Annotated in this window: 22 protein-coding genes; 11 read left to right on the top strand and 11 right to left on the bottom strand. The window is 65.4% G+C overall.

Annotated features, from left to right (window positions below; genetic code table 11):
• Positions 1 to 573 (top strand): carboxymuconolactone decarboxylase family protein, encoded by a 573-nt coding sequence (locus ACEOAB_RS08665; RefSeq protein WP_413750112.1) that lies wholly within the window; start codon positions 1 to 3, stop codon positions 571 to 573.
• A 16-nt stretch (positions 574 to 589) separates the two neighbouring features.
• Here the strand turns inward: ACEOAB_RS08665 and ACEOAB_RS08660 are convergent, their stop codons facing one another.
• Positions 590 to 2,878, bottom strand: coding sequence for a heavy metal translocating P-type ATPase (locus ACEOAB_RS08660; RefSeq protein WP_413750113.1), 2,289 nt, complete (start codon positions 2,876 to 2,878; stop codon positions 590 to 592).
• 70 nt (positions 2,879 to 2,948) lie between these two features.
• Between ACEOAB_RS08660 and cadR the strand changes: the two genes are divergently transcribed.
• The gene (cadR, locus tag ACEOAB_RS08655; RefSeq protein ID WP_413750114.1) at positions 2,949 to 3,419 is read left to right on the top strand and encodes a Cd(II)/Pb(II)-responsive transcriptional regulator; all 471 of its coding nucleotides are present in this window, start codon (positions 2,949 to 2,951) and stop codon (positions 3,417 to 3,419) included.
• A gap of 16 nt (positions 3,420 to 3,435) precedes the next feature.
• Here cadR and cysE read toward each other — a convergent pair whose 3' ends face one another.
• Positions 3,436 to 4,206, bottom strand: a complete 771-nt coding sequence (cysE, locus tag ACEOAB_RS08650; protein ID WP_056596431.1) for a serine O-acetyltransferase — start codon at positions 4,204 to 4,206, stop codon at positions 3,436 to 3,438.
• An 86-nt stretch (positions 4,207 to 4,292) separates the two neighbouring features.
• Positions 4,293 to 5,036 carry an RNA methyltransferase gene (locus tag ACEOAB_RS08645; protein ID WP_056596433.1) on the bottom strand — a complete coding sequence of 248 codons (744 nt, stop codon included), beginning with the start codon at positions 5,034 to 5,036 and terminating at the stop codon, positions 4,293 to 4,295.
• Positions 5,037 to 5,145: 109 nt separating this feature from the next.
• Here ACEOAB_RS08645 and ACEOAB_RS08640 point away from each other — a divergent pair, with 109 nt between their 5' ends.
• Genes ACEOAB_RS08640 through ACEOAB_RS08625 form a run of 4 tightly spaced genes read left to right on the top strand, consistent with a single transcriptional unit; the run spans position 5,146 to position 9,974 of the window.
• Positions 5,146 to 6,201 carry an inositol monophosphatase family protein gene (locus ACEOAB_RS08640; protein WP_056596436.1) on the top strand — a complete coding sequence of 352 codons (1,056 nt, stop codon included), beginning with the start codon at positions 5,146 to 5,148 and terminating at the stop codon, positions 6,199 to 6,201.
• A gap of 2 nt (positions 6,202 to 6,203) precedes the next feature.
• Positions 6,204 to 8,465: an FUSC family protein gene (locus tag ACEOAB_RS08635; RefSeq protein ID WP_495653606.1), complete on the top strand. Its 2,262-nt coding sequence runs from the start codon at positions 6,204 to 6,206 to the stop codon at positions 8,463 to 8,465.
• On the top strand, positions 8,465 to 9,544 hold the full coding sequence (locus ACEOAB_RS08630) for a mechanosensitive ion channel family protein (protein WP_413749469.1): 1,080 nt from the start codon (positions 8,465 to 8,467) through the stop codon (positions 9,542 to 9,544). Before ACEOAB_RS08635 ends, ACEOAB_RS08630 begins: the two co-directional genes overlap by 1 nt.
• 7 nt (positions 9,545 to 9,551) lie before the next feature.
• On the top strand, positions 9,552 to 9,974 hold the full coding sequence (locus ACEOAB_RS08625) for a YbaN family protein (RefSeq protein ID WP_413749468.1): 423 nt from the start codon (positions 9,552 to 9,554) through the stop codon (positions 9,972 to 9,974).
• A 16-nt stretch (positions 9,975 to 9,990) separates the two neighbouring features.
• On the opposite strand, the gene ACEOAB_RS08620 is transcribed toward ACEOAB_RS08625, so the two are convergent.
• Positions 9,991 to 11,208 (bottom strand): DUF418 domain-containing protein, encoded by a 1,218-nt coding sequence (locus ACEOAB_RS08620; protein ID WP_413749467.1) that lies wholly within the window; start codon positions 11,206 to 11,208, stop codon positions 9,991 to 9,993.
• 229 nt (positions 11,209 to 11,437) lie between these two features.
• Between ACEOAB_RS08620 and ACEOAB_RS08615 the strand changes: the two genes are divergently transcribed.
• Positions 11,438 to 12,463 carry a Bug family tripartite tricarboxylate transporter substrate binding protein gene (locus ACEOAB_RS08615; RefSeq protein WP_413749466.1) on the top strand — a complete coding sequence of 342 codons (1,026 nt, stop codon included), beginning with the start codon at positions 11,438 to 11,440 and terminating at the stop codon, positions 12,461 to 12,463.
• A 22-nt stretch (positions 12,464 to 12,485) separates the two neighbouring features.
• The gene (locus ACEOAB_RS08610) at positions 12,486 to 13,802 is read left to right on the top strand and encodes a sulfatase family protein (protein WP_413749465.1); all 1,317 of its coding nucleotides are present in this window, start codon (positions 12,486 to 12,488) and stop codon (positions 13,800 to 13,802) included.
• A 39-nt stretch (positions 13,803 to 13,841) separates the two neighbouring features.
• Here ACEOAB_RS08610 and ACEOAB_RS08605 read toward each other — a convergent pair whose 3' ends face one another.
• The 6 genes from ACEOAB_RS08605 to ACEOAB_RS08580 all read right to left on the bottom strand — a co-directional run bounded on the left by ACEOAB_RS08605 (position 13,842) and on the right by ACEOAB_RS08580 (position 20,543).
• Complete coding sequence (locus tag ACEOAB_RS08605) at positions 13,842 to 16,466, bottom strand: AAA family ATPase (RefSeq protein ID WP_413749464.1); 2,625 nt, start codon at positions 16,464 to 16,466, stop codon at positions 13,842 to 13,844.
• A gap of 28 nt (positions 16,467 to 16,494) precedes the next feature.
• Complete coding sequence (locus ACEOAB_RS08600; RefSeq protein ID WP_413749463.1) at positions 16,495 to 17,601, bottom strand: hypothetical protein; 1,107 nt, start codon at positions 17,599 to 17,601, stop codon at positions 16,495 to 16,497.
• A 50-nt stretch (positions 17,602 to 17,651) separates the two neighbouring features.
• A complete protein-coding gene (locus tag ACEOAB_RS08595; RefSeq protein WP_413749462.1) occupies positions 17,652 to 18,422 on the bottom strand; it encodes an SGNH/GDSL hydrolase family protein in 771 nt (256 codons plus the stop codon).
• 95 nt (positions 18,423 to 18,517) lie between these two features.
• The gene (locus ACEOAB_RS08590) at positions 18,518 to 18,796 is read right to left on the bottom strand and encodes a hypothetical protein (protein WP_413749461.1); all 279 of its coding nucleotides are present in this window, start codon (positions 18,794 to 18,796) and stop codon (positions 18,518 to 18,520) included.
• 346 nt (positions 18,797 to 19,142) lie between these two features.
• Positions 19,143 to 19,565, bottom strand: coding sequence for a hypothetical protein (locus ACEOAB_RS08585; RefSeq protein WP_056596454.1), 423 nt, complete (start codon positions 19,563 to 19,565; stop codon positions 19,143 to 19,145).
• A 51-nt stretch (positions 19,566 to 19,616) separates the two neighbouring features.
• Positions 19,617 to 20,543 carry a protein NO VEIN domain-containing protein gene (locus ACEOAB_RS08580; RefSeq protein ID WP_056596457.1) on the bottom strand — a complete coding sequence of 309 codons (927 nt, stop codon included), beginning with the start codon at positions 20,541 to 20,543 and terminating at the stop codon, positions 19,617 to 19,619.
• 95 nt (positions 20,544 to 20,638) lie between these two features.
• On the opposite strand from ACEOAB_RS08580, the gene ACEOAB_RS08575 reads away from it, so the two are divergent.
• Genes ACEOAB_RS08575 through ACEOAB_RS08565 form a run of 3 tightly spaced genes read left to right on the top strand, consistent with a single transcriptional unit; the run spans position 20,639 to position 22,796 of the window.
• On the top strand, positions 20,639 to 21,199 hold the full coding sequence (locus ACEOAB_RS08575; RefSeq protein ID WP_007833740.1) for a hypothetical protein: 561 nt from the start codon (positions 20,639 to 20,641) through the stop codon (positions 21,197 to 21,199).
• On the top strand, positions 21,196 to 22,383 hold the full coding sequence (locus tag ACEOAB_RS08570; RefSeq protein WP_056596459.1) for a PrsW family intramembrane metalloprotease: 1,188 nt from the start codon (positions 21,196 to 21,198) through the stop codon (positions 22,381 to 22,383). Before ACEOAB_RS08575 ends, ACEOAB_RS08570 begins: the two co-directional genes overlap by 4 nt.
• The gene (locus ACEOAB_RS08565) at positions 22,380 to 22,796 is read left to right on the top strand and encodes a DUF1801 domain-containing protein (RefSeq protein ID WP_056596462.1); all 417 of its coding nucleotides are present in this window, start codon (positions 22,380 to 22,382) and stop codon (positions 22,794 to 22,796) included. Before ACEOAB_RS08570 ends, ACEOAB_RS08565 begins: the two co-directional genes overlap by 4 nt.
• A gap of 9 nt (positions 22,797 to 22,805) precedes the next feature.
• Here ACEOAB_RS08565 and ACEOAB_RS08560 read toward each other — a convergent pair whose 3' ends face one another.
• Positions 22,806 to 23,180, bottom strand: coding sequence for an iron chaperone (locus tag ACEOAB_RS08560; protein WP_056596464.1), 375 nt, complete (start codon positions 23,178 to 23,180; stop codon positions 22,806 to 22,808).
• Positions 23,181 to 23,368: the final 188 nt, after the last annotated feature.

Below are 23,368 nucleotides of genomic sequence, written 5' to 3'. Positions count from 1 at the left end.
ATGGCCGACACAGCCGCGAACCCCACGCCGAGGATTCCCCCGCTCGAAGCGCCCTACCCCGAACCCATCGGCGAACTGCTCACTCGCATGACGCCGCCACAGGCGCCCGAAATCCTCGCGCTGTTCCGCGTGATGGCCGTGAACCCTGCGCTGGCCGAACGCACGCTCGACCTGGGCCGCTACCTGCTGGGTCGCAAGGCGGCCATCGGCTTGCGCGAACGCGAGATCGTCATCCTGCGGGTCTGCGCCCGCTGCGGTGCCGAATACGAATGGGGCGTGCACTGGGCCGGTTTCGCAGACGCGGCCGGCTTCAGCGAAACCGACCGGCGCGTGATGGCATCGGCCGATGGCGACCTTTCATTGCTCGCACCGCGCGACCGGCTTCTGGTGTCGATGGTCGATCAGTTGCACGACACGAGCAATGTGGACGATGCACTGTGGGAGGCCCTGGGTGCGCACTGGAGCCATGCGCAGCTGATCGAGCTGATGATGCTCGCGGGGTGGTATCACTCCGTGAGCTATGTGTGCAATGCGGCGCGGGTGCCGCTGGAGGCGTGGGCTGCGCGCTGGTGAAGTGCAGCCGTGGCTTCTACTTTTTCGCGCGCATCAGACGCAGCCCGTTCGCCACCACCAGCAGGCTCGCCCCCATGTCGGCAAATACCGCCATCCACATGGTCGCGCTGCCGAACACCGCGAGCACGAAGAACACGGCCTTGATGCCCAGCGCCAGCGTGATGTTCTGCCACAGCACTGAGTGCGCACGGCGCGACAGGCGGATGGTCTCGGGGATGCGGCGCAGGTCGTCGTTCATGATGACCACGTCGGCCGCTTCCATCGCGGTGTCGGTGCCGGCCCCGCCCATCGCGAAGCCGATGTCGGCCTGCGCGAGCGCGGGGGCGTCGTTGATGCCGTCGCCGGTCATCGCGGCGGCGCCGTAGCGTTGCTGCATGGCCTTGACGGCATCGAGCTTTTCCTCGGGCAGCAGGTTGCCGCGCACGTCCTCGATGCCGGCATGAGCGCCGATGGCCTTCGCGGTGGCTGCGTTGTCCCCGGTGAGCATCACGGGCACGACGCCGAGCGCGCGCAGTTCCGCCACCGCGGCCTGCGACGATTCCTTGATGGTGTCGGCCACGGCGAACAGCGCGAGCACGGCCTTGTCCGATGCCAGCAGCGTGACGGTGCGACCCGCCTCTTCATGGCGCTTCAGTTCGACTTCGAGCGACGGCGTGCACAGGCCTCGCTCCTCGATCAGGCGGTGGTTGCCGAGCACGTAGGCCTGCCCCGCGTGCGTGGCCCGCACGCCGCGGCCGGGCAGCGCGGTGAAGTCGCCGACTTCGTCCTGAGGCCCCTTCAGGCCTTCGGCGATGGCCTTCGACACCGGGTGGTCCGAACGGCCCGCGATGCTGGCGGCAATGGTGAACACGGTGGCCTCGTTGCCCGAGGTGTCGACCAGCACCGAGTCGACCAGCTTCGGCTTGCCTTCGGTGACGGTGCCAGTCTTGTCGAGCGCAACCGCCTTGAGCTTGCGCGCCTCTTCGAGGTACGTGCCGCCCTTGATGAGAATGCCGCGCCGCGCGGCCGCGGCCAGCGCGCTCACCACGGTGACGGGCGTCGAGATCACCAATGCGCATGGGCAGGCGATGACCAGCAGCACCAGCGCCTTGTAGATGGCCTGTAGCCACGTCCAGTCCATGAACAGCGGCGTGAGCACCGCGACGGCCAGCGCCAGCACGAAGACGGTGGGCGTGTAGATAGCGGCGAACCTGTCGACGAAGCGCTGCGTCGGCGCGCGCGAACCCTGCGCCTCCTCGACCGCGTGGATGATGCGCGCCAAGGTGGTGTTGGCCGCCACCGCCGTCACGCGGAACTCCAGCCCGGCGGTCTGGTTGATGGTGCCCGCGAACACCTGGTCGCCGACGGTCTTGTCGACCGGAATGCTCTCCCCCGTGACCGGCGCCTGGTCGATGGCGCTGGTGCCTTCGGTGACGACGCCGTCCAGCGGCACGCGCTCGCCGGGGCGGATGCGCGCGATGGCATCCAGCGCCACCTCGCTGGCCATCACGGTGCGCCAGCTGCCGTCGGCCTGCTTCACCTCGGCCTGCTCGGGCGCGAGCGCCAGCAGGCTCTGGATGGCGTTCCGCGCGCGGTCCACGGCGCGCGCTTCGATCAGTTCCGCAATGGCATAGAGCGCCATCACCATCGCGGCTTCGGGCCACTGGCCGATGATAAAAGCGCCGGTGACGGCCACGGCCATCAGCGCGTTGATGTTCAGGCGCCCGCGCACCAATGCGGCGAAGCCCTTCTTGTAGGTGTCGAGACCGGCGAGGCCGATGGCGCTCAGTGCCAGCACCATCTCGGCCGCCACGAAGCCCTTGCTTTCGAGCCCCATGAACGAGATCGATTCGGCCGCGATGGCCAGCAGCAGTGCAGCCACCAGGCGTGCAAGCCCGATGCTCATGCCGGCGATCTTCGCGGGCGCGGCTGCAACGGCACCCTCTGCGTTCAGCGGCTCGGGCTTGAAGCCGGCCTTGCGGATAGCGGCGAGCGCCTGGGGCAGCACGCCGTCGTCGGTGGTGATGGCCAGGGTGCGTTCGCCAAGCCGGAAGCGCAGGCCCTTGACCCCCGCGACCGGTTCGAGCGCGCGGCGGATCTCGGATTCCTCGACAGCGCAATCCATCGTGGGAATGCGAAAGAGCAAGGCGCCCTTGGGAATATCGGCCACATCGATGGCGGGCGACGAGCCGCAGACCGGATTGCCGCAGCAGGATGTTGTTGCGGCAGGGGAATGCGCATGCCCGGGCGCGTGGTCGTGACCATGATCGTGGTCGTGCGGATGAAGGGCCGGCGTCACAGGCTTCAGGGCGTTCTGGTTCGTCATGGCATCGATTGGAAACCCTGAAGCAGGTGTAGAGTCAAACGCTCATTCCCACTCGTTCATTTGCCGCATCATGAAAATCGGGGAACTGGCCAAGGTCGCGAACACGCCGGTCGAAACCATCCGGTACTACGAGCGCGAGCAACTGCTGCCCGAGCCCGCGCGCACCGATGGCAACTACCGCATCTACGACGAAGACCATGCCCAGCGCCTGGGCTTCATCCGCCGCTGCCGCTCGCTCGACATGACGCTCGACGAGATCCGCAGCCTGCTGAAATTCCGCGACGCGCCGCAGGACGACTGCGGCGAGGTCAACCAGTTGCTGGACGACCACATCGGCCACGTGGCCACGCGCATCGCCGAACTCAAGATGCTGGAGAAGCAACTGAAGGCGCTGCGCCAGCAATGCCGCGGTCCCGAATCGGCCAACGCCTGCGGCATCCTGCAGGAACTGGACACCGCCGCCCTCGCGCCCGAGCCCTTCGGCCAGCACGCAGGCCATGTGCACGGGGCGCTGCACGCGCCGGCCAAGCGGGGCGGCTGATCGATCGGGCGTCTTCTTACTTGCCCACCAGCTGCGTGAGCTTTTCCGCCTCGAAGTTCTCGTCGCGCGCCGCATCGCCGGGCACGCAATCCTTGGTGCCCGGCTGCGCCGACAGCTTCTCGATGGCCTGCCACAGCAGCGCGATCTGGTGCTCCTGGCTCGATGCGCTGTCGATCAGCCCGCGCAGCGCCTGGCTCAGCGGGTCGTCTTCCTGCGTGATGCCGTAGGCGGAAAACTTCTGCGGTGCGGCCACATCCGCGCTTTCGCCGGTCTTCGACGGAATGATTCGTGCGGGAATGCCGACCGCGGTCGCCCCCGCCGGCACCGGCTTGATGACCACCGCGTTGCTGCCGATCTTGGCGCCATCGCCCACGACGAAGCCGCCCAGCACCTTGGCCCCCGCGCTCACCACCACATCACGCCCCAGCGTCGGGTGCCGCTTGGCGCCCTTGTAGAGCGAGGTGCCCCCGAGTGTCACGCCCTGGTAGATGGTGCAGCCGTCGCCGATCTCGGCCGTCTCGCCGACCACCACGCCCATGGCGTGGTCGAAGAACACACGGTCGCCGAGCTTGGCGGCCGGGTGAATCTCGATGCCGGTGAGCCAGCGCGCCCAGTGCGCGATGAAGCGCGCGGGCCACTTGAAGCCATGCGTCCAACAGGCGTGCGCCCAGCGATGCAGCACCACGGCATGGAAACCGGGGTAGACCGTGATCACTTCCCAGGCGCTGCGGGCGGCCGGGTCGCGTTCGAGGATGCACCGGATGTCGGCGCGCAGTCGAGAGAACATCGCTGCCTTCTGTCTGTTGTCGTTATATCGATAGGGGCGAGGCAGTCTAAGGCCGGGGGTCTTGGCGTAGGGCCGATGGGGTTTATTTATTCAGGAGCCTTTGCCTGCCTTGGTGCCTTGGCGGCGTCGGCCATGGCCTTGGCGATGCCACGCAGGATGTGGATTTCCTCCGGCGTGGGCTGGGCGCGGTTGAAGAGCTGCTGCAGCCGCGGCATCAGCTTCTTGGGCGCCTCGGGGTCGAGAAAACCGATCTCCACGAGCGAGCGCTCCCAGTGGTCGAGCATGCCGGCCACCGCCTGCGCATCGGCCGCCTGCACGGGGTTGATGGCTTCGCGCACCTCGTAGCCGCCGAGCGCGAGCCGCCACTCGTAGGCCACCACCTGGATCGCCGCGCCCAGGTTGAGCGAGCCGAACTTCGGATCGGTCGGGATGCTCAGGGCCACGTTGCAGCGGTAGACGTCCTCGTTGCGCATGCCGAATCGCTCAGAGCCGAACAGGAAGGCCACGTGCTGGTCGCCCTGTTTGGCCAGCGGTTCCAGGTGCTCCCGGGGCGTGCGCGTGGGCGGGCCGAAGTCGCGCGGGATCATGGCCGTGGCGCACAGGTGGGTGACGCCGTCCAGGGCTTCGTCCAGCGTTTCGACAATGCGGGCGTTGGTCAGCACGTCGAGCGCGCCGCTCGCGCGCTGGATGGTTTCCTCACGCCGGAGCACGTTGGCCCAGCGCGGTGCCACCAGCACGAGGTCGGAAAAACCCATGGTTTTCATGGCGCGGGCGGCGGCGCCCACATTGCCGGCGTGGCTGGTCTGGATCAGGATGAAACGGGTGCGCATGGCGGATTTGGAGACACGAAACGGCGGAGCCGGTAAAATCCCCCGATTCTCGCTGCCCGCATCGCCGGGCCGCCTCCGGGGACCTCCCCACCGTTCTTCCCACAATCCAATGTCGTCCCCCAACCTGCATCCCATGCTCAACGTGGCCGTCAAGGCCGCACGCGCCGCCGGCGCGATCATCAACCGCGCCGCCCTCGACGTCGAGGCCGTGCGCATCTCCCAGAAGCAGGTCAACGACTTCGTCACCGAAGTCGATCACGCCAGCGAAAAAGCGATCATCGAGACGCTGCTTGGCGCGTACCCGGGGCACGGCATCCTGGCCGAAGAATCGGGCACCGAACACGGCGCCAAGGACTCCGACTACGTCTGGATCATCGATCCGCTCGACGGCACCACCAATTTCATCCACGGCTTCCCGGTGTACTGCGTGTCCATCGCGCTGTCGGTGCGCGGCAAGATCGAGCAGGCCGTGGTGTACGACCCCACCCGCAACGACCTGTTCACCGCCACCAAGGGCCGCGGCGCCTACATGAACGAGCGGCGCATCCGCGTCTCCAAGCGCACCCGCCTCAACGAGTGCCTGATCTCCACCGGCTTCCCGTTCCGCACCGGCGACAACTTCAAGCAGTACCTGGCCATCATGGCGGACATGATGCCCCGCGCCGCCGGCCTGCGCCGCCCCGGCGCCGCCGCGCTCGACCTCGCCTACGTGGCGGCCGGCTTCACCGACGCCTTCTTCGAGACCGGCCTGAACCCCTGGGACGTGGCCGCGGGTTCGCTGCTGGTTACCGAGGCTGGCGGCCTGATCGGCAACTTCACGGGCGAGCCCGAGTTCCTCGAACAGCGCGAATGCCTGGCCGGCGCCCCGCGCATCTACGGCCAGCTGGTGCCGCTGCTCGCCAAGTATTCGAAGTTCGCCAACGTGGACGACAAGCTGCGCGCCAGCGACCGCGTGCGCGCCGTGTCCGCCTCGACCAAGTCGAATGCCGCCGACGCCTCGGTCGACCTGTACGCCCGCAGCACCGTGGTCGACTTCGCCGATGAAGCCGCCGAAGGCGCCGCCCCGGCACCCGCCGCCGCACCCGCGCCCCGCAAGCTCACGCGCATCCGCCGCGACGCACCCGCCGCCGGTGGCCCCTCCGAGGGCGACACGCCCGCCAAGTGACGATGCTGGGGCCCCACGCCGCGCCCCGCGTTCGTGCCGCTCTGCGCATCGCGCTGAGCCACTACGTCGAGAGCGGGCTCACCGTCGCGCTGGGCCTGCTGTTCATCTCGGGCGGCATCCACTTCTGGCTCGGCACCATCGCGGCCTCTGCGGCCGCCACCGGCGTGATCGTCACTGCGCCGCCCGACTTGCCCGGCCCGCGCCGCGGCAAGTTCCTGCAGATGCTGCCGGCGCCGCTCATCGGGCTGCCGCTCTTCTTCGCGGTGCAGATGCTGCACAGCGCCCCCATCCGCCTAGGGCTGCTGCTGGTGCCCGCCACCTTCATGGCCTTCCTGGCCATGGCGTGGGGCAAACGGGGCATCCCGATCGCCATCGCGGTGATGTTCTCGATGGTCTTCTCCATGGCCACGCCGCCCCCCGCCGACCTGGCCGACGTGCTCCAGCGCACCTGGCACTTCGGACTGGGCGCGGGCCTGTACGTGATCTGGGCCACGCTCGCCAACCTCGCGCTCAACGGGCGCTTTCGCACCCAGTCGGTGGCCGACGTGCTGTATTCGCTGGCCGCGCTGATGCGCACCGAGGCCAGCCAGTTCCTGCCGCAGGACGAAACCCGCGACGTGCGCGACACCCCCGCGCCCTTGCTGGGCCAGCTGCTGCGCGAACAGGCCGCGCTGGCCGACCAGTTGCAGGCCACGCGCGACATCGTGCTCGAATCGCCGCGCACTCCGCGCCGCCAGCGCCTGGCCGCCATGCTGGTGATCGTGCTCGAGATGCGCGACCAGCTGCTGGCCAGCGAGCTCGACCTCGACACCCTGCGCGCCCACCCCGCGCACGCCGAGGCGCTGATCGAGATGCGCCGCGTGCTCGAAGAACTGGCCGACGAGACCATCGCGCTGGCCGACGCCCTCATGATGGGCCGCCACCCCGAGGCCGTGGCCGACCGCCGCCCGCGCCTGGCGGCCATCCACGTCTCGGCCGACGACAGCGCCGACATGCACGGCGGCAGCGGCGGCCACATCGGCCCCACGGCCGCCATGCTCGCGCGCGGGCTGGCCAGCCGCATCGGCCACATCAACGACGAGGTGCTGCGCCTGTCGGCCATGGCGCGTGGCGATGCCGAGCCCAACCTTGCCGTGGTGCGCGCCAACTGGCAGCTCTTCGTGAGCCCCACCGACTGGTCGCTGCGGCCCTTCCTCACGCTGTGGCGCTGGGACCAGCCGCCGCTGCGCCATGCCATCCGCGCCGCGCTGGCCATTGCCGCGGGCTACGCCATCGCCGTGTCGATGCCCTGGGGTTCGCACGACTACTGGATCCTGCTGACCATCGTGGTCGTGCTGCGCGGCAGCCTCTCGCAGACGCTGGAGCGCCGCAACGCGCGCGTGGCCGGCACGCTGCTGGGCTGCGTGCTCGCGGTAGGGCTGCTGTCGGCGCACCCGTCGGCGCTGATGCTGCTGGTGATCGTCACCGTGGCGCAGGCCATTGCGCACAGTTTCGCGGTGCGGCGCTACCTCATTACCGCCGTGGCCGCCACCGTGCTCGGCCTGGTGCAGGCTCACATGCTGAACGTGGGCATCGCGCCCATCTTCGCGCTGTTCGAGCGCATCGCCGACACGCTCATCGGCGCCGCGCTGGCCTGGGGCTTCTGCTACGTGCTGCCCTCATGGGAGCGCACGCAGATTCCAGCGCTGGTCTCGCGCGTGCTCACCGCGCAGGCGCGGCATGCGCGGCTCGCGCTCGGCCTGGGCCAGCTCAAAGCCATCGACAGCAGTCCCGAGCTCGAATGGCGCCTCGCGCGCCGCGAGGCCTACGACAGCCTCTCGGCGCTGGTGCAGGCCACGCAGCGCTCGCTCTCGGAGCCGCGCGCGGTGCAGCCGCCGCTGGAGCCGCTCGAGCACCTGCAGGCCCACAGCTACCAGCTGCTCGCGCAGTTGAGCGCCGTGAAGTCGATGCTCGTGCTGCGGCGCGACCGCCTCACGCCCGCAGAGGTCGAAGGCCCGATCAGCCGCACCGCGCAGCGCATCGAGGCGGCCATCGGAACCATCCCGACCACCGGCCCCTCTCAACCCGAGAGCGCCGGCTCGACCACCGTGGGCGGCCCGATCCCCCTGCCCGACCCGTTCGACAACGACATCAGCCCCTGGCTGCTGCGCCGGCTCGACCTGGCCACGGCACTCGCCACGCAGCTGCGCGACGACGCGGCGCGCATTCTTCAACCCCTGAACGAGACAACAGCAGCAACGCAAGCAAAGACGACCACCGCCTGATGACCAAAGAGATACTCGCCCACCCCTGGCTAGGCACATGGATTGCCGCCCTCGTCGCAGTTCCCCTCTCTCTTCTTGCTCACCGCATCGGTGGTCTTGTCCTGAAGCGGGTGACACGCCCCGCGCTGGCGATCCACGCGATGGTGCTCAATTGCAACGCAGCGGCGCGGCTGGTCCTTCCGCTGGCGGCCCTCACCATGGTGTGGCAGGGCGCGCCCGACGACCTTCGCTTTATCGGCAGCGTGCGCCATCTCACGGGCCTGCTGCTGATCGCGGCGACCACCTGGCTCGCGGTGAAGGCCATCAGCGGCTTCGCCGAAGGCGTGCTGGCCCAGAACCCCTCCGACATCGACGACAACCTGCAGGCGCGCCGCGTGCTCACGCAGACGCGCGTGCTGGCGCGCACCGCCATGACGGTGGTGCTGGTGGCCGGCGGCGCGATGATGCTCATGACCTTTCCGGGTGCGCGCCAGGTGGGCGCGAGCCTGCTGGCTTCGGCGGGCGTCATCGGCATCGTGGCCGGCCTCGCGGCCAAGCCGGTGTTCAGCAACCTCATTGCGGGCCTGCAGATCGCGCTGGCGCAGCCGATCCGCATCGACGACGTGCTCGTGGTCGAGGGCGAATGGGGCCGCGTCGAGGAGATCACCGGCACCTTCGTCGTCCTCAAGATCTGGGACGAGCGCCGGCTGATCCTGCCGCTCACCTACTTCATCGAGAAGCCGTTCCAGAACTGGACACGGCACTCCGCGCAGCTGCTGGGCGCCGTGTTCATCTACGTCGACTACGGCATGCCGCTCGCGCCGTTGCGCGCGGAGGTCGAGCGCATCGTGAAGGCCGCGCCCGAATGGGACGGCCGCTTCTTCAACCTGCGAGTGACCGATGCGACCGAGCGCACCATGCAGATCCGCGTGCTGTGCACCGCGGCAACATCGGGCCTTGCGTTCGACCTGCGCTGCAGCGTGCGCGAAGGGCTGATCGACTTCATGCAGCGCGAGTATCCGCAGTTCCTGCCGAAGATGCGCATCGCGAGCGACGGCGACCAGGAATACGGACAACAGCAGCAACGGGCCGTGGCCTGATGCGGCGTTGAAGCCCGAGCCCGCCCCCGAACAGCGTTCCGCGCTCGTGCGCGCCCTGCTGTACGGCTCTGCCGTGCTGTGCCTGGTGCTCGGGCTCATCGGCGTCGCCGTGCCCGGCATGCCGACGACGGTGTTCATCCTGATGGCCGCATGGGCCGCGGCCCGCAGCTCGCCGCGGCTGCATGCCTGGCTGCTGAACCATCGGCTGTTCGGCCCTCTGCTGCACAACTGGGCCAACGGCCGCACCGTCAGCCGACGCGCCAAGTGGAGCGCGACAGTCACGATGGCCGTGTGTGCCGTGATCGTGTCGTTCACGGCGCACCGCGCATGGCTCGCCGTGCTGGCCATTGCATGCATGACCGTGGTGCTCGCGTGGCTGTGGTCGCGGCCGCTGCCCTTGCCACCTGCGGCCGACCCGCCGCCGCCCTGAGCGCCAGGGCCAAGCCTCAGCGCCTGCGGCGCATCGGCGGCAGCGCGAGATTCGTGAACGCGCGCAGCAACCACTCCACCGGCCCGTAGACGAAGCGGCTCATCCACCAGCGGCTCAGCATCAGCTGGGCCGCGAAGATCGCGAAGGCGATGGCCGTGGCCGCGAGCGGGCCGACCGTACCGATCCAGCGCAACCCATAGGCCAGGAAAAGCCATGCGCAGACCAGCGACTGCATCAGGTAGTTGGTCAGCGCCATGCGCCCCGCCGGCGCCAACACGCTTTCCAGCACATGGCCCCGCGGCGACTGCATCAGCAGCACCAGGCCGGCCGCATAGGCCGCGGCGAGGAAAGGCGCCGTCAGCAGCGTGGCCGCGAGGCCGTAGAACTCCCGCACCACGTTGTCCAGCCGCATCGAAGGAAAGGCATACACCGCGGCCCCCGGCAGCCCGACCGCCAGCCCCCAGTACAGCGTCCGCCGGAACAGCGCGCGGTGCGCCCCGGCGTTCTCGAAGAGCCCGCGCCGCCCGGCAACGAAGCCCGCGAGGAACATCGCCAGCGCCGTGGGCGCCTGCACCAGCCCCGTGATCCACCAGATCTGCGACAGCTCGCGCAGATGCTGGACGACCACCGTGGCGGGCGTTCCGCGATAGGCAGCCAGCGCCACGGCGGCCTCTGCATACGCGTTGCGCATCGTCTCCGGGAGCGAGCCGGCCAACGTCAGCAGGTAGCCGATGCCGGCCCACAGCAGCGAGGTCGCCAGCACCAGCCCGACCGCGCAGCGCGCGAGAAGGACGTCGCCACGCCGCCGCAACATCAGCAGCACTGCGCCCAACACCGCGTAGGTGGTGAGGATGTCGCCGTGGTAGAGCAGCACCGCATGCAGCAGCCCCAGCATCCACAGCCCCACGAGCCGCCGCAGCATGCGCGGCGCGAAGGGCTTGCCGTCGCGCTCGGCCGACTGCATCTGCAGCGTGAAGCTGTAGCCGAACAGGAACGAGAACAGCAGGTAGAACTTGGTCTCGAACACGAAGGTCCGCACGAAGAGCGCGCAGCGCTCGGCCAGCGACACAGCCATCGGGTCGGGCACGCCCACACCGTAGTAGGTCGAGGAGAAGCTCGCGATGTTGACCACCAGGATGCCCAGCAGCGCGAAGCCGCGCAGGGCGTCGACCAGCGGCTGGCGTTCACGGCCAGGTGCGCCCTCTGGCTGCGTCGGAAGATTGCTCGGTGACATGGACTCCTTCTGCATGGTGCGCCAGGCGGTGGTCAAACTGCTGTCGATGCCGCGCCCCCCGCCCGGCTCGCCGAAGGTCGGCTGGCCAGCGGAAGGCTCGAGGGTAAGCCTCCCTGATGGTTGATTTGAACAATCGAGCGCGCCGTCTTCAGAATCGTCTGCAACTGCGCATACCGCGGCCATACTGACTCGCCATCGCCTGAACGATGAAGACAAGGACTCTCCCATCATGCTGCCGCCCCTTTCCAATCCCGCCTCCCGCACTCCCACCCTCACCCGCCGCCGCCTCGCCGGCCTGCTGGCCATCGCCGGCCTTGCAACGGCCTTCACCACCGGCGTGGCTGCCCAGCAACAGCAGCAGGCGAAGATCGACACCCCCCTGCACATCGTGGTCGGTTACGCACCCGGCGGCGCCACCGACCGCGTGGCGCGCATCGTGGGCGACAAGCTCACCTCCCGCCTGGGCGTGCCCGTGGTGGTCGACAACAAGCCCGGCGCGGGCGGCCGCCTTGCGGCGCAGCAGGTGAAGACCACCCCGGCCAGCCAGAACGTGCTGATGCTCGCCAACCCCGCCGTGATGGTGGTGGCGCCGCTGGTCTTCAAGGACAACAACTACGACCCCGAGCGCGACTTCGTGCCCGTGTCTTACGTCAACGACTACAACTTCGCGCTGGCCGTGTCGCCCACCCTGCCCGTACGCGAGCTCAACCACCTGCTCGCCTGGATGCGCGCCAACCCCAACCAGGCCAACGTCGGCGTGCCGGCCACCGGCAGCCTGCCGCACTTCTTCGGCCTCATGGTGGGCGAGAAGGCCAAGGTGCAGACCCAGGTGATCGGCTACCGCGGCTCCGCGCCGCTGCTGAACGACCTGATCGGCGGGCAGGTGCCCATTGCCGTCGACACCGAAGACGTGGTGATCCCGCAGCACGCGGCCGGCAAGCTGCGCATCCTGGCGCTGTCAGGCGCCAAGCGCTCGCCTTTTGCGCCGAACGTGCCGACCTTCAAGGAAGCCGGCCTCGACCTGTCCGCCACCGGCTGGAACACCTTCTTCGCGCCGGCCAGCATGCCCAAGGACAAGGTCGAGCGCCTGTCCAACATCATTCGCGAAGTGATGCAGGACCCTGACACGCAGCGCAAGTTCAAGGACTCCGGCATGACCCCGGTGGTGAGCACGCAGGCGCAGACCGCCGCGATGCTGAAGTCCTACCGCGCGCAGTGGGCCCCGGTGGTGCAGAAGTCGGGCTACCAGCCCTGAGCCCCGACGACGCCAAAGAGACATGACCAGACCCAACATCATCTTCATCGTTGCCGACGACCTCGGCTATGCCGACCTCGGCTGCTACGGCGGCCGCGACGCCGTGTTCGGCCCCGTGTCGCCCGTGCTCGACGGACTGGCCGCCAACGGCCTGAAGCTCACGCAGGGCTACGCCAACTCGCCCGTGTGCTCGCCAACCCGCTTCGGCATGATCACCGGGCGCTACCAGTACCGCCTGCGCGGCGCCGCCGAAGAGCCCATCAACAGCAGGAGCCGCGGCAGCACTACCCTGGGCCTGCCGACCGACCATCCCACGCTGCCTTCATTGCTGAAGGCCAGCGGCTACAGCACGGCGCTGATCGGCAAGTGGCACCTTGGCTACCCGCCCAGCTTCGGGCCGCTGCGCTCGGGGTACGACGAGTTCTTCGGCCCGATGTCGGGCGGGGTCGACTACTTCACCCACTGCGACTCCACCGGCCGCCACGACCTGTGGTTCGGCGAGGAAGACAAGCAGGAAGAGGGCTACCTCACCGACATCCTCTCGAAGCGCGCGGTCGAGTACGTGGAGCGCATGGCAAAGCAGGAAGCGCCCTTCTTCCTGAGCCTGCACTACACCGCCCCGCACTGGCCATGGGAAACGCGCGACGACGCGGCCAAGGCACCCGCCGTGAAGGACAACCTGTTCGACCTGGCCGGCGGCAACATCCACGTGTACCGCCGCATGATCCATCACATGGACGAAGGCATCGGCTGGATCATGGCCGCGCTGCAGAAGCACGGCATGGCCGACAACACGCTGGTGGTGTTCACCAGCGACAACGGCGGCGAGCGCTTCTCGGACAACTGGCCGCTGGTGGGCGGCAAGATGGATTTGACCGAAGGCGGCATCCGCGTGCCATGGATCGCGCACTGGCCTGCGGTGATCGGCAAGGGCGGCGAGAGCACGCAGTTGTGCATGACGATGGACTGGTCGGCCACCATGCTCGACGCGGCCGGCGTGGCGGCGCATGCGGACTATCCGCTGGACGGCGTGTCGCTGATGCCAGTCCTGAAGGATGCGAAGCACAGCTTTCGCAGGCCGCTGCACTGGCGCATGAACCATCGCGGGCAGGAAGCCATGCGCGATGGGGACTGGAAGTACTTGAAGGTGGACGGGAACGAGTACCTGTTCAACATCCCCGGGGATGAGCGCGAGCGGGCCAATCTGGCGAAGAAGGAGCCGGAAAGGCTGGCTGCGATGCGGGCGGATTGGCAGGCTTGGAATGCGACGATGCCGGCGATTCCGGAGGATGCGACCGTGAGCTTGGGATATTCGGTCAAGGACATGCCGCAGAGGTGAAGAGGCTGCAGCGCAAGCTGCGTGTGGCCAAGGAAGGGCCTACGGCCCGCCCTTTTTCCGGCGATTCAGAATCACGGCAACTACAGCTTTCAAGTCGCTAATATCCTTGCCGAACTCGGCGGCTGTCGGCACAGTTGCGCTCTTTGCTGAAGACGGATCATGTGCATCCGTGGTGTCACAGCAGCGTTTGTGAAGCCGAGAAATTTCAGCTTGCTCTGCGGGTTGAAATCCGACGACTCCCTCCAATCCATCCATTCGTATCCAGTCCCGGTAGCGGCGGATTACTCCGCAGAACACTACATCTTGAACAATGCGTTCTATCGTAGAGCGCATCTGTGAATACTGCTCCCGCATCTTAGATGCCTCGGCTTTTCCTGGATATGTCGGCCAAGGTAACTTCTCGAACGCCTTCTGCGACTTCTCCAATGCATCGAGCCGTTCTTTATAGCCTTGATGCTCCCAAGGGAGCCCGTCGCTTACGTGACCCGGCCGATCATCACGCCATTCGAGGTTTTGCATTGAATGAGGAACTCCCACCTGATCTATGCAATCCCTCAATTCCCCTAGGAAAGCGGTGTCATGGGTAAACACAATGACTTGCCGGTGTTGCGCTTCTTCCACCAATCGTCTCGCAACCTTAAGACGCCGCCAGTGATCAAGGGAAGAAACAGGATCATCAAATACGACCGCACCGGCGTGCCCAGCAATTTTTAGTTCTGCCAGAAAGGAACCTATTGCGATAGCACGTTGCTCGCCCTCACTAAGAATGTCTTCTAGATTATTTGTGACAGGCAAATCAAGAAGCAGCCTGTACTTCATCTTTCCTTTGTCAGTTCTCTCGGAAAGTTTTGTTTTTATGTGCCCCATTCCCATAAGCGAAAACTCTGCATCGAGCGCGATTTGCAGCGTCTTGGTTACAGCATTACTCGCAAACTCTTTGGACTTATCCGAAATACCTTTTGTTCTCAGGCTCTGCTTGCACGACTCGAGCTTCTCTTTCAGTTGAAACCGATCGATCAGGGCGAGGATAGACGGCACAGATGCGGCAAGTGACCGGCGAGCACGCAGCTCATCTCTCTCTTTTTCAAGCGCTTTTCGTGTTACCTCATCACCTGCTTTTTCAAGTTCTGCAACCAGCATTGCAAGTTTGACGATTATTTCTTTCAAGGACTTTCGAGGATCATCAGTAAGAGGAGGAATTTTTTCCCAGTCATGAGATGCAACAGCCATCAACATTGCTTGGCGTCTGGCCTCAATAGCTTCATCAAAATTCTTCAATGACACAGGAAGCCCGGCCTGAATTCCCGCCAGTTCGTTGCTCAGGGCCTCGCTGATTGAAAGGCTCACCTGGGCACTCGATATCTTTGCAATAGCCCCTGCAACTAGCTTTCGCTTCTCCTCCGCCACCGTGGCAGCATCCTGCCTGACGAAGGCTTCGAATCGTTCAAGCCGCGCAGCCCCTTCTCCCAAAGGCTGCTGGCAAAGTACGCAAAGAGCGCCATCGTGAACGTGCGGATATGGACTATCAGGGTAAGCGGCTTCGATTGAGAAACGCCGCGCAGCTTCAAACAGCCTCTTCCAGACAACGTCGCCTGTTCCATCAAGTAGGTTTTCACCGGCACGGAAAGCTTCTGCAGCTGCCTTCTCTGCGGAAAGCGCGACAACAGCTGTGCCATCGAGATCGTGAAGCTTTGCGATGGCCGGATCGGCCACCCAAGCGACCGCCGTATCAATACTCTTCTCAAGGCCTTCCAATCTCTGAGCTTGCAGACGAACCTCTGTTGCCTTGGCCTTAGGATCGGCTTCTGCGAGTGCTTTTTCCAACTCCGCTAGGCGCGCAATCTCTGCATCCTTCAGGTTCGCAAGCTCACCGACCGTAATAGGATTCGTCTTAGCTCCAAGTGTTGCGACAAGCTTCCCCACGGCAGTGTCGCCCAATAGATGGTGGAATGGTTGTACGTCCATGCTTATGGACGCAATCTCGGAGGCAAGACGGGTAGATAGCTGCGGTAAGACTTTGTTTGCCAAGCTCTCCACTACATCTAGACCATAGGGCAAATACGCGACAACCTGTTCGGCAGTCAGGTAGACCCGCGCACACCGGGCATCAAAGATTGCAGTAGACGACAACAGATCCGGCGGAGCTACATCGCTTCGCCACGTCACTGATGCAGCGGAACCATTGACTGAAACGTCAAAGGTAGCTTCTGGAATGGCTGTTTTGTTGGCTGCATTCGTCGCATCCGGAAGCACGGCTTCGGCTTGATCGCGCGCTCTGCAAGCCTTCTTCAAGACCCTTGAATAACCGGACTTCCCTGCGCCGTTTCCTCCATAGATGACGGAAATTCCCGCCGGAGAAAACGTTAACGTCTGTGACGAGGCAAGGCGATTCACATTCTTCATGCTTCGCATCGCTGTCAACGATACCGAGGCTCCAGAGTCAGATGCGACGGGAAGATGCTCGGCAGCCAGCGGAACAGCAACTAACCCCGCAGCACTAGGCAACCCATGGCTCGCGCGAAGTAGTGCATAGAGTTCATCATGATCTACGTCGTTTAGATCCTTCTGAAGAAAAAGACGGCGCGCTGCATCCTGCTGCCAGGGCGTGAGGCTTGTTTGGGTCCATTTAAGAATCTCGTCCAGGAGTGCCATCATCTTCTCCATGTACTCATTTCCATGAGTCGTCTGTCAATCAGTCCACCGCATAGTCACCAGGTGACGCTGCCATAGCACTCGGCGACAGCCTGAATATGCATTCCACATACGGCCGAACCTCTACCCATTCCGCCTCCCGGTCATGGAACTGCGCAAGCACCCGCCCCACATCCACAGCAGTCGGCGCCCCGGAAGACCAGTGAACCGAAAACGCAGCACGAGCGTCCGCCTCGGAATGCTTGTCCGCGTCTTGGTGTCCATAGGAGTGGAATTCCTTGATGCGCCCCGGCGCCGCGTAGTCACTTGCAGCGCCCGGGCACTTGGCCCCCTTCGTCACTTGCTCCCGCTCGACATGTGCACGGGAGAACGAGTCCTGAACGGTGTGCAAGAGGCTTCCGAACGCGACGCTTCCCAGATACGCAGGCTTGCGGATGTTCGGGTTGCCGAGGGCAAAGAGATCCTGCACGCTCCATCCGTTCATGCCGAAGACGTCGCGGATGCCCGGCACGTCCTGGTTCGCCACGATGCCATCGGGAGGAATCTTTCTGGTCGCGACCTTCCATGTGAACTCGGCCCACATCATGATGCGCCCGAAGGTGACGTCCGGCGGCTCGCCATCGGCTGCGCCCATCGCGTGAAGAAACTGCATGTCCCCGAAATGGGAGCGCACAAGCAGCGGTGCCGTCCTGGCATTCAGTACGTCACCGCGAGCCGCCCTTTTCTTCCCGTCGTAGAACACGCGCCCCCAGCACTCGGGCTGCACCACAAGGCGCACCGTGTCCCCGGCCTTGCACCCTCGGTACTTTCCGAACGCGGACTCGAACCTGAATGGCGGGTCGTCGTTCCAGCGTACTCCAGCAAGCACGTAAGCCTGCGCCGGATCCCAGTCGGGGTCTGCGCAGATCTCTTCGTCTCCATCGCAATCCAGCGATCGGTTCGCAATCTCTTCGTGAACCGGGCTGCCGAACTTTCGAACGCCCAGGTCCGCGAGCTTGCCGAGCAACCTCTCGCCGGTTGGCTGCCCCTTCTTCGCGAGCTTCTTCTCGAAGGAGGTTCCATCCGGCGATAGTTCGAAGGCGAAGGAAGTCCATGGCATCAACAACATGAACGCCACCGTGGCTACGCTCGTCGCGGTCCAGTGCATCTTTCGGCCTCCGTATTTCTTGTGCTTGTCTTGCAGCCCCGTGCCGGCCGCTACCACACTGCATCCAGCGCCGGTAAGAACTTCCGCTCCGCGAGCAGCCGAAACCCCTCGGGAGTGGGATGCAATTCGTTGGCCCATTGATTTTTCGCCAAGGTCCCAGTCGTCTTCAGCGCAACGATCTTTCCCAAACCGGGCTCTGCCGCCAACGCGTCCTGCGCTTGGCCGAAGGCACCTACGAGATCTTTGAAGAGAGCCTTGCGCAAAGAGACCGGGACGCGGCATGTCTCCATCGGCACCTTGAGCCAGTCCGCTGGCCCGAAGACGCCCTTGCCGGTTGCGTACGCGTCGTCGTAGTTGTGGAGTACGACCACGGCTGTCTGGTTGTAGGTCCTGAAGAGTTTGATCAGCCTTCGGTAGTGGCCGATGATCTTGTCCAGTGCCGACGATGGCTGCTCATCCGCGTAGCAGGACGGCACCGACTGGCAGGCCGAGCAGTTGGCCTTGATCAGCTTCGGAAAATTCTCCTGCCCCACGATGTCGTTTCCACCGCCACTGAGCAAGAGGGCCTTCACGAGAGGGCCTCTGGCGTACATGTCGAAAGTGGTCTTGATGGCGGTGGCGTACTTGCCCTTCCATTCCGAAGCCTCGGAACCGTTGTAGCCCGCCACGACGATCGACTGCAGTGGGCGATGCGCTGCAATCTCGCCGAGCAGGTTGTCGAACGGATACCAGAACCAGGAATCGCCCACGGCGAGCGTTGTGGGAGATGCGCCGCGCATCAAGGCATCTTGGTGCCCGTAGAACAAGTTTGGGATCGGCATGGGAACCCTCCTCGGCGCTACGTTAACGGAGAGGAAAGTTCCAGAGCATCCCCTCTTTGTGGGATGCCCTGGCCGTCAGCCGATCTCGACTGCCTCTACCCCGGCCCACTCACCTGCAACAACATCTCCGCCTCTCGCGCCAGATCCGCCGCGATCCAGAGCATGTGGTCCCGGTGTTTCTCCCCTGCTTCCTCGAACCACCCGTTGCCGTCGCCGTAGCAGCACCACAGCAGCGAGTTCAGCTGTGCCAGTTTGATTTCGAGCAGTTCCCTTGCCTCGTCGGGCATCGGGGTAGCCGCAGTGGGCTTGGTGGAGCCGCGTGTGCGGCGGGGAGATTGGGGCGTGGAACGCCCGGCCATAATTCGCTCAGCCATGTGGTGTGCTCCTTGTAGAAGATTGGCACGTCATGTGGTCAGACGGTCAGGGTGTTCATGCACCCTGGCCGTCGCCTTTTGTGCCTCACGTTCGTGCCAGTGCACGAGGGCACCGGCCACCCGCCGTGAGGCGAGGCGGTTCATTAATTCGTCAACTGGAGTGCGCGTTCCTTTCACGGTGTTCGTCGCCCACAGGGAGGGGCGCCTTGTCGCAGGGGCATTCACTGTAGAGAAGCGAAGCCGCACAAGGAAAAAGATTTCGTCGAAGATTTCTCGAATCGAAGAGATATCTGCCGCGGCGCAGCGGCAAGACACAGAGCCCTGACAGTTGGGCTCCCGGCCCGAACTATCGGCCCAGCGAAATGAGGCTCCACACGATGGCCACGAGCTGGGCGATGTTGATCAGGATCGCGATGACGTGGGTTCGGCGGAATCCCGGAATGGCGTCCATGTAGTTCGCCTGGATCTGCGCTCCGAGCGAGTCCATCTTGGGGATGATCTTCCTGCGCAGGGCGACGGCAATCAGCGCCAGCACCACGGCACCCGCGGCGAGCCCCGCGCGCCCCGCAAGCGCAAAGCTGATGGCTGTTGCAGTCGCGGTAATGAACGCGGCGTTGTAGTAGATGTTGAAGAAGCCGCGCACAAAGCGGGCGTCGAGCGGCGTGTCGTGCTTCAGCACCAGAAGCGGGATCGAACCCATGATGAAGTAGGCCGTCGTGACGAGGAGCGCCACGGTAAAGCCCAGGGCGGCAAACATGGCGACAGGCATCTGGATTCCTCCATGCGGTGGGCCTGAGATGCGCCGGCCCTGGCGCGCTGCTTACGACGGGTCGTGGCCCGGGGCCGAGCTGATCTCGGTGGGCTTGTAGATCTTGTGCTGCGCGGTCGAGCTGCCCGCGTCGGTCACCACCAGCAAACGCCAGAGCGGCTCGCGCACGGAGCATGCGCTTTCTTCCGCGCTGAGCTTGAAGCTCGGCACGCCCGGTGCGGTGCCCTTGACCACGACGCGCAGCAGCGTCTGGCCCTTGGCGTTCGACACTTCGAGGTCGTAGCCGATGTTCTTGTCGGCGAGGTTCTCGGCCTTGTAGCCGTAGCCGGTGAAATGCTTGACGACGTACGCGATGGCGGCGGCCCGCACTTCTTCGGGCGAGGCCTTGCTTGCGGCGCCATCGGCTGCACCGGCGCCTGCGGCCAGCTGCTGCGGCACGTTGCTGCGCGCCCTGGCGGCTTGCACTTCGGCCTCGGTCGGCACCCAGCCGCGCGGGCCGCGCACCAGCACGGCCAGCTTCTGCTCGGGCTCCCAGCTGGCGACGTGCCATTCGTCGTCGTCGCGCACGCGGGTGGACACCTTGGCGTCCTTGTTGCTTTCCACTTCGACGATGGCGAGGCGGTTGGTCTGCACCACGGCACGAAAGCCCTGGCCGGCGTCGAAGGTGCGCTTGAGCAAGGCCAGGCGGTCTTTGCCGCGCTGGACTTGTTGCGCGTTGCGCTCGCCGCCGCCCGCGCGGTGGTGGATGTCGAGCGACTCCAGGCAGAACCAGCGTCCGCCGCTCCCCACGTTCACCCATTCGGCCCAGATGGTGGCGATGACGTTGTCGCCGGTTGCGAGCCAGGCGTGGTCGAACGGCTTCTCGCGCGCGTCGAACACGCCCATCTTGGCAACGATTTCGACCGGCGTGAGCCGTGGTCCGGACAGTCGCTTTTCATTGATGACTGCGAGTACCTGGGGGTCGACTTCGTTTTCCATTCGGCGGGCTTCTGGGAGTTTTTTAGGGGCTGGCAGTATGCCGCATCGGTTGCGGGGGCCGCTAGGCGCATGCGATCGTATGGCACGATCAAAGGATGCATGAGCCGTCACGCCGCATACCGTATCGCACCTGGCCAGGCGCGCTGGCGGTGCTCCTCGCCATTGCCGCCTATGTGGGCGGCCTCACGTTCTGGAACCGTCACACGCCGGGCAACCGGCCGTTGCCCGTGGGGCAGACGGTGGACGCCGGCCAGGCCAGGTTCGTCCCCGCCGAGGGATGGGAGATGGACGTTTCCCGCTCGAAGGCAGGCCAGTCGCTGATGCTGTTCAAGGGCAGCCACAAGTTCCTGGTAACGACGCAGCCCTGGGCCGGCGGGCCGGATGGCTCGCTGGTGCGGCAGCAGCGGCTGATGGAGCGCGGCCAGCGCCTGCGCATCGATGGCGACGTGTCCGACTTCGTCACGTCGTGGGGGCTGCAGGGCAAGACCTTCGCCTACTACGGCTCGAAGCTGGCGGGCCGGTTCTGGCAGGTGGTCGACCTGCAGCGCAAATCGCTCGTGCAGATCGATTTCTACGGCGCCAACGAAGGCATGGACGACGCGCTGACCGAAGCCCGCGGCATGCTGGACTCGATGGACCTGGAGGCCGCGCAGTGAGACCGCCCGTCTTCGACCAGGACCGGGCCCAATGGCCGGTCGGCACCGATTCGTTCTTCCAGCCGCGGCGCGCCGCTTTCTGGCTGCTGACGGCGCTGATCGTCAACGGGCTGTTCTACACGGTCCAGATGTTCTCGATGGGGTTTCGCGTGGTGCCCATCACCGCATTCCTGGGGCTGGTGGTGTGGGGGGTCTACACACTGCTTTTCGTGCTGGCCTTTCGCACGCTGGACCTGCTCGAGCAGCACCCGCCGGAGGCTTACGTGCTGGCCTTCGCATGGGGCGGCATGGGCGCGGTGTATTTCGCGGCGCCGGCCAACATTGCCATTCAGAGTCTGTGCGCCAAGCTGGTGTCGCCGGAGTTCGTCGCGGTGTGGGGGCCGGCCGTTGCGGGGCCGATCACGGAAGAATTCCTGAAGCTTGCCGGGGTCGTCCTGCTGGTGCTGGTGGCGCGCAACCAGTTCCAGACCTACCTTTCGGTGCTGATCGTCGGCGCGATGGCGGGGCTGGGTTTTCAGGTGGTCGAGAACCTGAGCTACACGGTCAACGCCTCCATGCACTTTCCGCTGGAAAACCAGGTGTATCCGGTGCTGCTGAACCTGCTGACGCGCGGGCTGCTGAGCGGACTGTGGAGCCACGCGGCCTACACGGCGATTGCGTCTTTCGGCGTGGCGTGGTTCCTGCTGCATCCGCATCGGCCGATGGCGGTGCGCATCGCATGCGCGCTGCTGTGCTTCTTGCTCGCGTGGGCGATGCACTTCATTTGGAACTCACCTTTCCTCGAGGATCTCTTCGACGGCGGATACGGTGAAATGGCCATCATGCTGGTGATCAAGGGGCTTCCCGCGGTCATCGTGGCGGGGCTCTTCTGGCAGGTTGCCGCGCGCGAGAACGGCACGTACCTGCACGCACTGGCAGCCTGGTTCGTGCCGGAGCGCGAGCTGATCCGCGACGACGAATGGGTGCGGCTGGGCGCGCCCATGCAGCGGTACAAGGTCCGCAGGGAAACGGGCTGGACCTACGGCTGGCGCGCAAGGCGCCTGAAGACACGGCTGCAGCGCGAGCAGTTGCGGCTGATTCGCAAGGCCGCGACCTACGGGCGCGGCGCGCAGACGCTGCGGCACGAAGTGGCGGTAAAACGCCTTCGCGCCGAACTGGATCCACTCATCGAGGTACGAACATGAAGCAGTCGGACACGAAAGCAGACCAGGGCCAGCCAGCCTCGGAACTCATCTCCGAAAAAATCGCCGGACTCGGCGACTGGCGCGGCGCAACACTCGCCAGGATGCGCAAGCTCATCACCGAGGCAGACCCGCAGGTGATCGAGGAGTGGAAGTGGATGGGCACGCCGGTCTGGTCGCACGACGGCATCATCTGCACGGGCGAGTCGTACAAGAGCGTGGTGAAGCTGACCTTCGCCAAGGGCGCGTCGCTGAAGGACCCGGCCCGACTCTTCAATTCGAGCCTCGACGGCAACGTGCGCCGCGCCATCGACATTCATGAAGGTGAAGAAGTCCACGCGGCCGCGTTCAAGGCGCTCGTGCTCGAGGCGGTGGCGCTCAACGCTTCGGGCAAGCCGAAGAAGACGAAGGCCTGAGAGGCCACGTCACCAGAAGGCGTCGCTCTTGCGGGCACTCACGGTCCGCAGGCAGTGCTCGGCGATCTTGCGAATGAGTTCTTCGGGCATGGGGTCGTCGTAGGGAATTCGCAGGGTGCCCTTGGTGGTCTTGTGCTTTTCCAGCTCCTTGCGGAAAGACTCGAACGCTCCCGCTATCGGCACGAAACTCAGGTGCGCCTTGTGCGCCGAGAAGGCGAACAGGAACCGGGGCTCCACGAAGAAGGGAGTGCCCCACTTGATCGCCTCCCGGGCCTGCGGCGCGACGCTCTTGAGGATGGCGTGCACTCGGCGCAGATGCGGTTGGCCCTCGGCCGGGGCAGCCTGGATGTACTCGGCAATGGTGGTCGGGGGGTTGCTTGCCATGCCATCTCTCCTGCTTCGGCTTCTGGTGCGTGCGCACGATGCCGCGAACCGGCCGATGTTGCAAGGGGGTCGTCGGTGGCTGTCGCACAAGTTCGGTCGCGGACGTTGCTAATTCAGCGCTAAGTCTTTCGCCTTTTGACTGACACAGAGGGCTTCTAGATTCATCCGCAGTCCGCAGTGCAGGCGCA

It is taken from the genome of Variovorax sp. Varisp53 (genome assembly GCF_059491555.1).
Note: the sequence above shows the minus strand (reverse complement) of the source record. Positions and strands in the feature narration are given on the sequence as shown.